Origin of the sequence: Prochlorococcus sp. RS04, assembly GCF_001989455.1 — a bacterium.
In the GTDB taxonomy this organism is placed as follows: Bacteria; Cyanobacteriota; Cyanobacteriia; order PCC-6307; family Cyanobiaceae; genus Prochlorococcus_A.
The window spans coordinates 1-13,676 of the sequence record NZ_CP018346.1 but is presented as its reverse complement, the minus strand read 5'-3'; the positions used below and the strand labels follow the sequence as shown (position 1 = coordinate 13,676).

At 31.1% G+C, this 13,676-nt stretch carries 16 protein-coding genes and 1 tRNA gene; 5 read left to right on the top strand and 12 right to left on the bottom strand.

Annotated elements, in window-relative coordinates; all coding sequences use genetic code 11:
- The first annotated feature begins 57 nt into the window (after window positions 1–57).
- Window positions 58–387 carry a nucleoside triphosphate pyrophosphohydrolase family protein gene (locus BS621_RS00085; RefSeq protein WP_077141372.1) on the top strand — a complete coding sequence of 110 codons (330 nt, stop codon included), beginning with the start codon at window positions 58–60 and terminating at the stop codon, window positions 385–387.
- A gap of 2 nt (window positions 388–389) precedes the next feature.
- On the opposite strand, the gene BS621_RS00080 is transcribed toward BS621_RS00085, so the two are convergent.
- The 3 genes from BS621_RS00080 to ilvA all read right to left on the bottom strand — a co-directional run bounded on the left by BS621_RS00080 (window position 390) and on the right by ilvA (window position 2,821).
- Window positions 390–668 carry a YggT family protein gene (locus tag BS621_RS00080; protein WP_002807500.1) on the bottom strand — a complete coding sequence of 93 codons (279 nt, stop codon included), beginning with the start codon at window positions 666–668 and terminating at the stop codon, window positions 390–392.
- A 38-nt stretch (window positions 669–706) separates the two neighbouring features.
- Window positions 707–1,204, bottom strand: coding sequence for an SMC-Scp complex subunit ScpB (gene scpB, locus BS621_RS00075; protein WP_083703274.1), 498 nt, complete (start codon window positions 1,202–1,204; stop codon window positions 707–709).
- A 75-nt stretch (window positions 1,205–1,279) separates the two neighbouring features.
- On the bottom strand, window positions 1,280–2,821 hold the full coding sequence (gene ilvA / locus BS621_RS00070) for a threonine ammonia-lyase, biosynthetic (RefSeq protein WP_077141370.1): 1,542 nt from the start codon (window positions 2,819–2,821) through the stop codon (window positions 1,280–1,282).
- Between the two features lie 116 nt (window positions 2,822–2,937).
- On the opposite strand from ilvA, the gene dxs reads away from it, so the two are divergent.
- Window positions 2,938–4,827 carry a 1-deoxy-D-xylulose-5-phosphate synthase gene (gene dxs / locus BS621_RS00065; protein WP_077141369.1) on the top strand — a complete coding sequence of 630 codons (1,890 nt, stop codon included), beginning with the start codon at window positions 2,938–2,940 and terminating at the stop codon, window positions 4,825–4,827.
- Between the two features lie 19 nt (window positions 4,828–4,846).
- Here dxs and psaK read toward each other — a convergent pair whose 3' ends face one another.
- From psaK to BS621_RS00020, 9 genes are all read right to left on the bottom strand, one after another.
- Window positions 4,847–5,107, bottom strand: a complete 261-nt coding sequence (gene psaK / locus BS621_RS00060) for a photosystem I reaction center subunit PsaK (RefSeq protein WP_011818394.1) — start codon at window positions 5,105–5,107, stop codon at window positions 4,847–4,849.
- Window positions 5,108–5,173: 66 nt separating this feature from the next.
- Window positions 5,174–5,509, bottom strand: coding sequence for a DUF3593 domain-containing protein (locus tag BS621_RS00055; protein WP_077141368.1), 336 nt, complete (start codon window positions 5,507–5,509; stop codon window positions 5,174–5,176).
- Window positions 5,502–5,804 (bottom strand): DUF2499 domain-containing protein, encoded by a 303-nt coding sequence (locus BS621_RS00050; RefSeq protein WP_077141367.1) that lies wholly within the window; start codon window positions 5,802–5,804, stop codon window positions 5,502–5,504. The genes BS621_RS00055 and BS621_RS00050 overlap by 8 nt, the downstream gene beginning before the upstream one ends.
- A gap of 4 nt (window positions 5,805–5,808) precedes the next feature.
- On the bottom strand, window positions 5,809–6,342 hold the full coding sequence (locus tag BS621_RS00045) for a peroxiredoxin (RefSeq protein ID WP_077141366.1): 534 nt from the start codon (window positions 6,340–6,342) through the stop codon (window positions 5,809–5,811).
- A 5-nt stretch (window positions 6,343–6,347) separates the two neighbouring features.
- Window positions 6,348–6,584: a 50S ribosomal protein L28 gene (gene rpmB, locus BS621_RS00040; protein ID WP_025881448.1), complete on the bottom strand. Its 237-nt coding sequence runs from the start codon at window positions 6,582–6,584 to the stop codon at window positions 6,348–6,350.
- A 39-nt stretch (window positions 6,585–6,623) separates the two neighbouring features.
- Entirely contained in the window at window positions 6,624–8,528 is a 1,905-nt protein-coding gene (htpG, locus tag BS621_RS00035; RefSeq protein ID WP_077141365.1) for a molecular chaperone HtpG, read from the bottom strand.
- Between the two features lie 117 nt (window positions 8,529–8,645).
- Window positions 8,646–9,797: an ATP phosphoribosyltransferase regulatory subunit gene (locus BS621_RS00030; RefSeq protein WP_077141364.1), complete on the bottom strand. Its 1,152-nt coding sequence runs from the start codon at window positions 9,795–9,797 to the stop codon at window positions 8,646–8,648.
- An 18-nt stretch (window positions 9,798–9,815) separates the two neighbouring features.
- Window positions 9,816–10,664 carry an inositol monophosphatase family protein gene (locus BS621_RS00025; protein WP_077141363.1) on the bottom strand — a complete coding sequence of 283 codons (849 nt, stop codon included), beginning with the start codon at window positions 10,662–10,664 and terminating at the stop codon, window positions 9,816–9,818.
- Between the two features lie 5 nt (window positions 10,665–10,669).
- Window positions 10,670–11,044, bottom strand: coding sequence for a 2Fe-2S iron-sulfur cluster-binding protein (locus BS621_RS00020; protein WP_077141362.1), 375 nt, complete (start codon window positions 11,042–11,044; stop codon window positions 10,670–10,672).
- A 49-nt stretch (window positions 11,045–11,093) separates the two neighbouring features.
- On the opposite strand from BS621_RS00020, the gene BS621_RS00015 reads away from it, so the two are divergent.
- From BS621_RS00015 to BS621_RS00005, 3 genes are all read left to right on the top strand, one after another.
- A tRNA-Ser gene (locus tag BS621_RS00015) sits at window positions 11,094–11,180 on the top strand.
- A 213-nt stretch (window positions 11,181–11,393) separates the two neighbouring features.
- Window positions 11,394–13,391: a molecular chaperone DnaK gene (gene dnaK, locus BS621_RS00010; RefSeq protein WP_077141361.1), complete on the top strand. Its 1,998-nt coding sequence runs from the start codon at window positions 11,394–11,396 to the stop codon at window positions 13,389–13,391.
- Window positions 13,342–13,676 (top strand): J domain-containing protein (locus BS621_RS00005; protein ID WP_156858195.1); only part of this gene is annotated, 335 nt, incomplete at its 3' end. The genes dnaK and BS621_RS00005, both read left to right, overlap by 50 nt.

The following is a 13,676-nucleotide window of genomic DNA, read 5'->3' as shown; positions in this document are numbered from 1 at the left end:
AGATAATATTGCTAGATATAAATAAATTTACCATACCCAAAGTTAGTTATTTAAGTCATGGATTTTAAAACTTATCAGAAAAAAGCTAGAGAAACAGCACAATATCCAGATTTAGGTTCAAATAATATTTATCCAACTCTTGGTTTAGTGGGAGAGGCTGGTGAGGTTGCAGAAAAAGTGAAAAAAGTTATAAGAGATAAAAATGGAATATTTGATAACGAATCAAGATTAGGTATTAAAAAAGAGTTAGGAGACGTTTTGTGGTATGTATCAAATCTTTGTACAGAATTAAATTTCAATTTAGAGGATGTTGCATTACAAAACCTTGAAAAATTAAAATTAAGAGCAGCTAAAGGCAAGATAAGAGGTTCGGGAGATGATAGATAAATTCAGCTATAACCTAAGCTTGCATACTGGAGATTTGTAATTAAATTTTGAATAACATTTAAAAGTAAAAAAGCTAACAAAGATGAAATATCAAATCCACCTATTGGAGGGATAATACCTCTAAAAATGTTTAAATAAGGATCTGTGATAGAAGTTAATGCAGATAAAACTCCGTTACTCCAATCAATACCTGGAAACCATGTAAGTAAAATTCTTATTATCAATATGAAAGAATAAATTGATAAAGTTTGACCCAAAACTGCAAAAATCTCAGATAACATCATCTTGTCGTAATTTAATACATCCTAACATTTCCTTATTATTGCTGCTTATTGTTACCACTTCCTATATTTGAGAGATATTCATTACTTACAGCAAAAGTTTGAAAAAACTTTTCTGATAATGATAGCCAATATGATCTGCCATCTTTTTGCCTCCGTTTGACGATGAATTTCTTTTCTAATAATTCTTTAATATGATCATAAGCACCTGAACCTCGAAGAAGTATGAGGTCCGATTGCAGGATCTTTTTTTTGATCGCAATAGTTGCCAATGTCCTTAATTCTGATGTTTTCAAATCAGAAGGAAGTAAATCATCGACGAATTCATTAAGACTAGATTTTAGTTCGAGAGAAAAACTGTTATTAACTGCATTTAATTCAATAGCTGAGTTGGGATTAGAGTATTTATTTTTTAGATCTTTAATTGCATCATTTATTGAATTTATATCAGAATTAGTAATTTCTGAAAGATCTTTTTTTGTTATTGGTCTGCCTTTTAAATATAGAACAGCTTCAACTTTAGTAACTAGATCTATATCAGATATTGGCGTGGTATTTAGATCAGATTGATTGATTTTAATTACCGAAATCTTTCCTAATCTACCTTAAATTTAATCTGATGCACCAAGGAATAATCTATATGTATCGTTTTTAGTTTCATCCCAGAATTTATAGCCTAGAATTTTTACAAAATTATTCCATTCTAAAATCTCATTTTTGTCAATCAAAACTCCAATAACAATTTTTCCTACATCAGATCCATAATTCCTGTAGTGAAATACGCTTATAGACCAATTTGACTTCATATTATTTAAGAAGTTTATTAATGCGCCTGGCCTTTCAGGAAACTCAAATCTATATAAAAGCTCAATAAAGTTTCTATATTCCATCTCTTTAAAATCCCTTGGTAATCTTCCACCTACCATATGTCTGAGATGATTTTTAGATAATTCATCATCACTTATGTCAATAAATGAGTATTCAGAATTTTTAAATACATTTAATAGATTTTTTTTATCATTTAAACCATAGACTTGAACCCCTACAAAGATCTGTGCATTCTTTGAATTTGACATCCTATAGCTAAATTCAGTTAAATTTCTATTATCAAGTAACTTACAAAAATCAATTAGACTACCAGCACGTTCAGGAATTTCAACAGCCATCATTACTTCTTTACACTCTCCAAGTTCTGCTCTTTCTGCTACAAATCTAAGCCTCTCGAAATTCATATTTGCACCACATGCAATCGCAACCATTTTTTTATTTGAATGATTCGAATTTAAAATATCTTTTTTCATTCCCGCTATTGATAAGGCACCTGCGGGCTCTAGTATTGATCTAGTATCCTCAAAAACATCTTTTATAGCAGCACAGATTTCATCAGTATTAACCCTAATCATCTTATCTATATATTTTCTACAAATATCAAAAGTATTTTTACCAATTTTTTTAACCGCCACTCCATCTGCAAATTGACCTACGGAAGATAGTTCCACAATTTTTTCTTCTTCCAAAGATTTCGTCATAGCGTCTGCATCTTCTGGTTCTACACCAATTATTTTTACTTCAGGCCATACTTTTTTAAGGTATAAGGATATACCTGATATCAATCCCCCACCACCTACAGCAATATAAATTGCATAAGGTTTTTCTTTAAGCTGCTGTTCTAGTTCTATAGCTATAGTTCCTTGTCCAGCTATTACTTCTGGATCATCAAAGGGATGAATAAAGCATAAATTTTTTTCTTGGCTAATCCTTATTGCCTCTTTATAAGTTTCATCATAGTTATCGCCATATAATATAACTTTTGCTTTTAATTTTTTTACTGCATTAACTTTTACTAGAGGTGTGGTAATGGGCATTAATATAGTTGCTTCGCAATTTAACTTAAGGGCACTAAGTGCAACCCCTTGAGCATGATTACCAGCACTAGAAGTAATTACACCCTGAGCAAGCTGTGAATTAGTGAGCTTACTCATTTTGTTATATGCACCTCTTATTTTGAATGAAAATACATCCTGAAGATCTTCTCTTTTTAGAAAAACTTCATTATTAAGTGTATTACTTAAATTATGAGCTTTCTCTAGTGGTGTTTTTTTTGCAACTTCATAGACTTCAGCTTGAAGTATTTTTTCAAAATAATCATTCATATATATATTTTTAGCATTAATTATTAATCTAATAAAACATTACATGATCTATTTCAAAAAAAATACTCATTTTGCACCTCGGCGTTTTAGATTATATAGATACCAATTTTTGTTAAATGCTTTTAAGTGAGTTAAGTCATCCAAATCAACTTCATGGCTTAACAGTTTCACAATTAGAAGAAATTGCATGTCAAATTAGAGAAAGACATCTACAAGTAGTATCTACTAGTGGTGGACATCTTGGGCCTGGATTAGGTGTAGTTGAGCTTACATTGGCTTTATATCAAACTCTTGATCTTGATTTTGATAAGGTTGTTTGGGATGTAGGACATCAAGGTTATCCTCATAAATTAATAACAGGACGTTTTAGTCAATTTGATTCCCTTAGACAACAAAATGGAGTCGCGGGATATCTCAAGAGAAGTGAAAGTAAGTTTGATCATTTTGGAGCTGGACATGCAAGTACTTCTATATCTGCTGCTTTAGGAATGGCAATAGCAAGAGATAGAAAAGGTGAAAATTATAAATGTGTTGCAGTTATTGGAGATGGAGCATTAACTGGAGGTATGGCATTAGAAGCTATAAATCATGCAGGTCACTTACCAAACACTCCTTTAGTTGTAGTATTAAACGATAATGATATGTCTATTTCGCCTCCAGTTGGAGCCCTTTCATCTTACTTAAATAAAGTAAGAGTTAGTCCACCGTTGCAATTTTTGTCCGATAGTGTTCAAGAAAGTGTTAAAAATATTCCAATAATTGGTAAGGATATTCCAGAAGAGCTAAAAAATATTAAAGGAAGCGTTAGAAGACTAGCAGTGCCAAAGGTTGGAGCTGTTTTTGAAGAACTTGGATTTACTTATATGGGTCCAATTGACGGACATGATATTGGAAATTTAGTTAATACTTTTAACGCTGCTCATAAACTTAAAAAACCTGTACTTGTTCATGTAGTTACAACCAAAGGCAAGGGATATCCTTATGCAGAAGCTGATCAGGTTGGATATCATGCACAGTCAGCATTTGATCTAACAACTGGGAAATCAATTCCATCTAAGAAACCTAAACCTGTTAGTTATAGTAAAATATTTGGTCAAACCTTATTGAAAATATGTGAACAGGATAGCAAAGTCGTTGGTATTACAGCAGCAATGGCTACAGGGACTGGTTTAGATATATTGCAAAAAAATATTCCAGATCAATATATCGATGTAGGAATAGCAGAACAACATGCAGTTACTCTGGCGGCAGGAATGTCTTGTGATGGTCTTAAACCTGTTGTAGCTATTTATAGTACTTTTCTACAACGTGCATTCGATCAATTGATTCATGATGTAGGGATACAAAATTTACCTGTATCGTTTGTACTTGATAGAGCTGGGATAGTTGGAGCTGACGGTCCTACTCATCAAGGTCAATACGATATCAGTTATATGAGATCTATACCTAATTTTGTATTGATGGCACCAAAAGATGAGTCTGAATTACAGAGAATGTTAATAACTTCAATTAACCATAATGGTCCTACAGCTCTAAGAATACCAAGAGGTTCTGGATTAGGGGTGGCTGTAATGGATGAAGGTTGGGAACCTTTAAATATTGGCGAAGCTGAAATACTTGAAGAAGGAGAAGATATTTTAATTATTGCTTATGGATCAATGGTTGCATCAGCTATTGAAACTTCAAAAATCCTAAAAAATATGAACATTAATACATGTATTGTTAATGCGAGATTTGTGAAACCTCTAGATAAAAATCTTATTATGCCATTAGCATGTAGAATTCAAAAAGTGGTAACTATGGAAGAAGGAACCTTAATTGGTGGATTTGGTTCTGCAATAGTTGAATTACTTAACGATAATGATGTAAACATTCCTGTATACAGGATAGGTATACCCGATGTTTTAGTTGATCATGCTTCACCTGACCAGAGTAAAGAAAAATTAGGACTTAAGCCTGATCAGATGGCAGAAAAAATTGTTAAGAAATTTAAGTTAAATAATTAAAAATTTAATAAATAAATTTTTATAAAACACCACGTGAGGCTAATCCTAGGATTGCACCAATTCCGAAAATATGACCTAGGCAATTAGCACCTACAACTGATGCATGACTTAAACCACCATAGAATTTTGAATTAGGTATTTCAAAACCTTCATTTGGTTTTCTTATAGTTGCTCTAGCAATAGCATAAGCAAAAACATTACATGCAATCATTACGACGGCACACTTTGGAGACCAAGAAAAAGTTGCTGGATCTGCAGCTGCAAATAATGTAGTAAACATAAAAAATCGTTATTTTTATATATTCTCTAATACTTTTACCTAAAAAACACAAAATTGTAAAAGGTCTTAAGAGTTGTTTACTTCTAAGCTATTTAACAACCTTATAAATCCAAACAAAATAACAAAATCACTTAAAGTTAGGAATGATTCTGCTAAACCATGCAGAAAGTCAACCTCAACAAGGGTTTCATTATAGTAATTTAGTGTGAAGAAAGATACCAATATAGTTATCAATACGAATAAAACAGTTAAGGAAAATCCTGTTTTTACAATATTATTAACAGATTTTATTTTGTATAAGTAGAACAAAAATATTGCATAAGGAATAATTGATACTGCGAACAAAAATGTGTTATCGACTAAACCTAATTTTTCTATAAATTTTAAAAATAAATCATTCATAAGTCTCTTTTTCTTTAAAAATCTTTATTGCTGCTAAGGCTAATGTTGAATTTCCTATTAATGTAAATATTCCTTGAAGTGATACAAGACCATAAAGATTTTCCTGGTTGTCATAGATATGCCAAGTGATCGCACACATAGCACCTATTAAGTTTGGGACCATAGCGAGGCTTAACCAAAAAAATAAATTATATTTTTTATATGTAGAAATTTTTTTTATGACAAATATAGCAACAATCCATTCAATTACTGATGAGATATGTATTAACCAAGTTCCAAATGATAATTCGTGCAAAATTTTAAATTTTTTTCTTTAAAACGTTGAGAACTTCTTTAGCATGATTTATAGGTAATACACTAATCCATCTATAAGAAATTTTCCCATCTGGAGAAATTAAAAAAGTATTTCTATCTGAGAATGGAGGAATCCACGAACCATATTTATCACTAATAATTCCGTCAGGATCAGATAATAAAGTGTAGTTTATGGACTTCTCGCTGCAGAAACTTTCATGAGAATCTTGATTATCGGCACTAATTCCAACAATTTCGGCATTATTTTTTGAAAAATCCTTTTTTAATTCAGAAAAACCTTTAGCTTCAAGAGTGCAACCTGCTGTAAAGTCCTTTGGATAAAAATACATGACAAGCCACTTACCTTGAAAATCATTTAATTCCCATATTTTTTTTGATTTTATTTTTTTATTAAAACCTTCTAATTGAAAGTTTGGGGCATTATCTCCTACTTCTGGAGCAAAATCGAATGCTTTTGCCGAATTACAAGTAATAAAAACAATAAATGATATTAATATACTTACAACTAAATTTCTCATCAAATTTAGAATTTTTTTAAATCAACTCCATTTGATTTAGCAAATTTATCTAATCCAACTTTTTGTATAGATTTTAGTGCTTTGGTACTAATTTTTATATTTACCCATTTTTTCCCTTCTTCCCACCAAAGTCTCCTTTTTTGGAGATTAACTTGTTGCAATTTTTTTGTACGAATATGTGAGTGACTTACAGCCATCCCATTATTAGCTTTTGCTCCAGTCAGTTCGCAAACTCTTGACATATTTTTTGGGTTATATCTGTAAAAATTTTAACACACGACTCAATTTGTTGAATTAAGCAATTCTGAAATTAAATCGGCGTTATTATTTTGTAAATTAATAATCTGTTCTTGATCTAATCCACCAACTGATAGTTTAGCCATATCGTAAACATGATTTGCAATTTTAGATGCCAATGGATTTTCTATAGGGTCTTTTTTATCAATAATTATTTTATTGCCTGTAATTTTATTAAGACCAACAATAAGAGGATGTTCCTTGTTAATTAAAAGCACATGATATTCAGGCAAGCCAGGCATCTTTTGTTCCATGTAAGCACCCATATCATTAATTCTTCTCATTTGCTCTGGAAGCAAAATCATCGCTGGTGGTGCACCTTTACTTGAAAGTGACTGAACTTTAACTGTTACTTTTTCGTTGTTAAGTGCTTTTACAATAGTATCTCTAAGATTTTCTGTATTTGATTTGCCATCCTTATCTACAATTTCTTTAGATTCTTTATCTTCAAGTTCATTTATTTCTGAATCAACTCTTTGAAACTGATAATCTTCGTTTTTACTTTCTAACCAAGGAAGAAATTGTGCATCAATTAAGGGATCTGATTTAATAACTTCCTTGTTATCAGATAAGCAGATATTTAATGCGCTTGACTGAGCAATAGAATCTGAACAGTAAATAATTTTTTTAGAGTCAGTTAAGTTATTTCGTTCTTTGTAATTTGCCAGAGTCGTGAAATATTTATCATTGGATTTGATAAGACTTTTATTTTCAATATCTTTAGTGACGTCTTTCTCAGAATTTATTATTGTTTCAAAAATTATACTGTTTTTTACTAATTCAGCAAATTTATCATCCTCGATCGCCCCAATTTTAATAAAAGCAGAGATAGAATCCCAAATTTCTGCATAAAATTCTGGAGAATTTTTTATTAAATCCTTTAGTTTATTAGCAATTTTTTTTGAAATAAATGATGATATAGATCTTACTTTTCTATCTGTTTGTAATGCGCTTCTACTAACATTTAAAGGTATATCTGTAGAGTCAATTACTCCTCTTAGAGGTAAAAGGTATTTTGGGACAATCTCTTTTATTGAATCGCTTACGAATACTTGATTACAAAATAGTTTAATCTCTCCCTTTTCCCAATCAGCTCTACCAGACAATTTAGGAAAATACAATATTCCTTGTATGTCATATGGATAATCGGTATTTAGGTGTATCCATAACAGTGGATCTCCCTGAAAAGGATAAAGATATTTATATAACTCAATATAATCTTCATCTTTTAATTCACTAGGTTGTTTTCTCCAAGGTGGATTTTTCTTATTAATTGTTTCACCCTCTAATGAGACATCTATTGGCATAAAATCACAATATTTTTTTATTAATGATTTAATCCTTTCAGGCTCAATAAACTCTTTTTCTTCTTCAAGTAGGTGAAGTATTACATCTGTACCAATTGTCTCTCTTTCTGACTCCTCTAAAGTGAAATTTGGAGATCCATCACAAGACCATTTGAAAGCTTTTGATTCTCCAATTGCTGATTTAGTTAATATGTCAACTCTATCTGCAACCATGAAACTTGAATAAAAACCTAGTCCAAAATGACCTATAAATTCATCATTATCTTTTTTGTATTTTGTTAGGAATTCTTCTGCGCTAGAGAATGCTACTTGGTTAATGTACTTCTTAATTTCTTCATCATTCATTCCAATTCCATTATCGGAAATTGTTAACGTATTTTTTTCACGGTTAATTGTTATTTTTACTTGAGCCTCCTCAGTATTCTCGCAATCACCTGCCATAGAGGCCATTCTTCTTTTACTAATTGCGTCAACACCGTTACTAACAAGTTCTCTTAAAAAGATTTCATGGTCAGAATATACTGCCTTTTTTATAATTGGGAAAATATTTTCAGTATTAATACGAATTTCGCCTTTTTCCATTTAAAAAAAATCAAACATTTTAAATCTTATTTCGTAAAAACTAGTTAATCAAGTTTAATTAGGAGTATTGTCCGAACAACATATGAATTAAAAAGTTAAATAAATTTTTAGTTGTTTTTATTTAACCCACAAAATTTCACTACAATTATTTTCTTTCATAATTTGATTTGCTTTAGCCAAGTCATCACATGGATTTAAATATAAGACAGCAATATTTCCTTTTTTCTGTTGTATTTTTTGTTCATTCATTCCTTTTTCTAACAAATAAGAATCTTTAAACATCAATAAAATCTTTTTTTTCTCTGACTTTTCTTCTTTAATTAAATTTCTTAAAATGTCTACTGAAATTGTAAATCCAATCCCATTAAATATTTTCTCATTAGGACTAAATGATCTTACTAACTCGTCATATCTTCCCCCTTTTGCGATTATGCTTTTATTTTTACCATTATCCCCTATTAGTTGAAAAACTATTCCTTCATATAAATTCAAGTGAGGTTGAAAAGTGGGATCAAGTTGTAATTTAACACCATATTTATTTGATATTTTTGATAATGTTTCAAATAAAAAATTTAAATCATCCAATGTTTTACTAGTACCATATATGGTTTTTAATTTTTTTAATATTGCAATTGGTTCTCCTCTTGTAAATAAAAGATCTTTAAGAATATATTTATCATCTTCATCTATTCCTAATTTAGATAAATTATCTTGATCAAAATTAACTAGACTTTGCTTAATTTCTTCAAAATTATTATTCCTATATTTGTTCAGCATCAAGTCCATTATTTTTGTGGTGCTTACTAGTAGAAATAAATTACAACCATCCTTCAAATTAATATTATCGATTGAATCAAACAAAATGTTAATAACTTCAATTTCAGGAAATTTTGTATCGTATCCAATTAATTCAATTCCACTCTGCAATTTTTCTTGTAAATTAAATGAATTTTTATTATTTTGTTTTTTATCAAAAACCATTCCATTAGTAAATAATCTTATAGGTCTTTTTTTATTAATTAATCTAGTAGATGACAATTTGACAATTGATGTTGTCATTTCTGGCCTAAGACATAATGAATTATTACTTACTATTCCTACAACCTGATTTTCGTCAATCACCCCACGGCCTTTTATGGTCTCTAAAGTATTAATAAATGAGGGTGAAACCTCTTCATATCCCCATAGTTTATAAATACTATTTAGTTTATTTATGATGTTTGAGTTGTTTTTTACATCTACTAATTTAATTTCCTTTATATCTGTCATATAAATATTTAAATAATTTTAGGTATAAAGATTTTTTTTAAATGGAGAGACTTTATCTAGTTCATTTTTTAATTCATTCTCAAGGCTGGGAGAACAAGCTAAAATTTTTCCTGAACTTAATTTAAATTCACCTGATGGATAATCAGAAATAATACCACCAGCCTCTTTAACAATGATAGCACCGGCCGCTAAGTCCCATACTTCCAATCCTCTTTCCCAATATCCATCTACCTTCCCTGCAGCAACAAATGCCAGGTCAACTGCTGCTGCACCTCCTCTTCTAACACCTCTAGTTTTATGTGTTAAATAGCAAAATTCAGCATAATTATTATCCTCTGTCTCAAATCTGTCATAAGAGAAACCAGTTACAAGTAGACTCTCAGAAAGATTAGAGGGATTCGATACTTTAAGTTCACTATCATTGCAGAATGAGCCTATACCTATACAGGCTGAATATAGTTCATTTAAATAAGGTACTGATATAGCGCCTATTATTGGCTTATTTTTATATACAAGACCAATAGAAGTACCAAAAAAAGGATATCCATGGGAATAATTTGTAGTACCGTCTAATGGGTCTATACACCATGTTAAGTCCGAAGATTTGGTTAATTTACCCGATTCCTCTGCATTTATAGATATGTTTGGTGTCTCTTCTAATAAATATTCTTTTATTTTATTTTCAACTTCCAAATCTACATTCGTAACTAGATCACCCTTCCTACCCTTTGATGATATTTTTTGAATTTTATTGTAATTAACTTTTAAAATTTCATTACCAATTTGAGCGGAATTCTTGGCTATTTCATACAAACTGGATAAGTTTACTAGATTTGCAAGATCCTCTATTTCACTTAATTCAAACATGATAGTTAATCTTCCTCAAATTCCCAAGGTGGTGCAACTCTTGTATTTCCCCTACCAAAATATTGTCCAAATTGTAAATCGTAAACTTCATCTTCATATGTTGTTTCTACCTCAAGATCTGAAGTTGCTTTAGCGACACAAAGTAGTGCATAGCCTTTGTCTTTTAAAGCCTGAGATACACCCATGGCTTCAGGTTGTTCTAAGGTGCCAGATTTAATTTTAACTGCACAACTTGTACAGCAACCATTTCTACAGGAAAATGCAAGTTTGAAACCTTTCTTTTCAAATTCCTTAAGTATGTAATCATCACTATTAACCTGCTCTTGGTAGACCTTTCCGGTTTCCTTATTTTTAATCGTGACTGTGAAAGTCTTTTTCAAATAACTTTCCTCTAAAATGGGATGATAAAGGGTTAAAATGGTTATCCTGGGAGAGGTGGCCGAGTGGTTGAAGGCGCAGCACTGGAAATGCTGTATAGGGGCAACTTTATCGAGGGTTCGAATCCCTCTCTCTCCGTTTTATATTAGTTTATTTTGGTTAAATACATCAACACCTTTGTCTTTAAAGTATCTTTTAAAATAGATAGTAATCCTTTTAACCAGTTAGAAATAATCTTATTTATTTAAATTAAGTTGAAAATATTTGATTTTTACTATTATATGTAAATATCTAAGATAAAAATTAATTAAATTATTAGTAAATTTTGCTTTAATTTAGCGATCTAAAATCATGGGGCAAATAGTTGGAATTGATTTAGGTACTACTAACTCTGTTGTGGGAGTTATAGAAGCTGGTCGTCCAATTGTTATTGCAAATTCTGAAGGATCTAGAACTACACCTTCAATAGTTGGATTTACAAAAGACAAGGAAATAGTAATAGGAGACCAAGCGAGAAGACAACTTGTTTTAAATCCTAAGAATACCTTTTATAACCTTAAACGATTTATTGGTAGTGACTGGGATGAATTAGATGAGAATAGTATTTCTGTTCCTTATAACGTAAAGGCTAATACCAATGGAAGCGTTAGAGTTCTTAGTCCAAATACAGAAAGAGAATATGCACCAGAAGAATTAGTGAGCTCATTGATTAGAAAATTAATTAATGATGCTGAAACTTATCTTGGAGATACGGTTGATTCTGCAGTTATTACTGTCCCTGCTTACTTTAATGAATCTCAAAGGCAGGCTACAAAGGATTCTGCAATATTAGCTGGTATTAAAGTAGATAGAATTTTAAATGAACCTACTGCTGCTGCTCTTGCTTATGGTTTTGAAAAAAGTTCTTCTAATAATGTTTTAGTTTTTGATTTAGGAGGAGGAACATTTGATGTTTCATTGTTGAAAATTTCTAATGGTGTATTTGATGTTAAAGCCACTTGTGGAGATACACAGCTAGGAGGTAACAATTTTGATTCAAAAATAGTTGATTGGCTCGCAGAAAAATTTCTAGCTAAACATGATATTGATCTAAGAAGGGATAGACAAGCTTTACAGAGATTAACTGAGGCTGCTGAAAAAGCAAAATGTGAATTGTCAGGTTTGCAAAAAACAAAAATATCTTTACCATTTATCACAACAAGTAATGAGGGACCGTTACATATTGAAGAAACATTAAATAGAAAAATATTTGAGTCATTATCACAAGATTTACTTGATAGATTATTAGAGCCTGTGCAAATAGCTTTAGATGATTCTGGATGGAATGCAGAGGATATTGATGAGGTAGTTCTTGTAGGTGGAAGCACAAGAATCCCAATGGTTCAACAATTAGTAAAGACTCTTGTTCCAAATGATCCTTGTCAATCTGTTAATCCTGATGAAGTAGTAGCAGTTGGAGCTGCAATACAATCTGGAATTATTAGTGGTGATTTACAAGATTTACTTCTAAATGACGTTACTCCTTTATCTTTAGGTTTAGAAACTATTGGTGGTCTTATGAAGGTACTCATTCCGCGTAATACTCCAATACCAGTTAGACAATCTGATGTTTTTAGTACGTCTGAAGCAAATCAATCATCAGTTGTTGTTCAAGTACGCCAGGGAGAAAGGCCTTTAGCATCTGAAAATAAATCACTCGGTAAATTTAGACTATCAGGAATACCTCCAGCGCCAAGAGGGATACCTCAAGTCCAGGTAGCATTTGATATTGATGCTAATGGTCTTTTAGAAGTAAGTGCTACTGATAGGACAACAGGAAGAAAGCAAACAGTTACAATCTCTGGAGGTTCTAATTTAAATGAACAAGAAATAAATTCGATAATTGAAGAAGCTAAAGCGAAAGCTAATGAAGATAGAAAGACAAGAGCTGTAATTGATAGAAAAAATAGTGCTTTAACTCTTATTGCGCAAGCTGAGAGAAGACTTAGAGATGCCTCATTAGAATTTGGCCCTTATGGGGCCGAAAGGCAACAACGAGCTGTTGAATTGGCTATTCAAGATGTTGAAGAGTATATTGATGACGATGATCCTCAAGAACTAGAAATATCAGTAAGTGCTCTACAAGAAGCATTATTCGGCTTAAATAGAAAATTTGCTGCTGAAAAGAAAACTGATAATAATCCCTTACAGGGTATTAAAAATACATTTGGATCATTAAAGGATGAACTCTTTTCTGATGATTATTGGGATGATGACCCTTGGGATAATCAAATGAATAGAAATTATAGAAATTCGAGGTATGGTAATTCTAGGGACGATGATCCATGGGACAATGACTACTTCCTCTAAAAAAGACTATTTGTCGATTTTGGGTTTACCCCCTGATTTCGATGATAAAGAACTTAAAAAGGCCTTTCGAAGAGAAGCAAGAAAATGGCATCCAGATTTAAATAAAAACGATCTTAATGCAGAAGAAAGATTTAAATTAATTAACGAAGCATACGAATATCTACGTGATCCTAATGTAAGAAAAAATAGTTCGGATGAAAAAAACCAGGATGATAAAGAAAATAATAATTTCGAGAAAGGTTTTCCTGACTTTCAAGATTATCTTGATTCATTATTTGGATATGA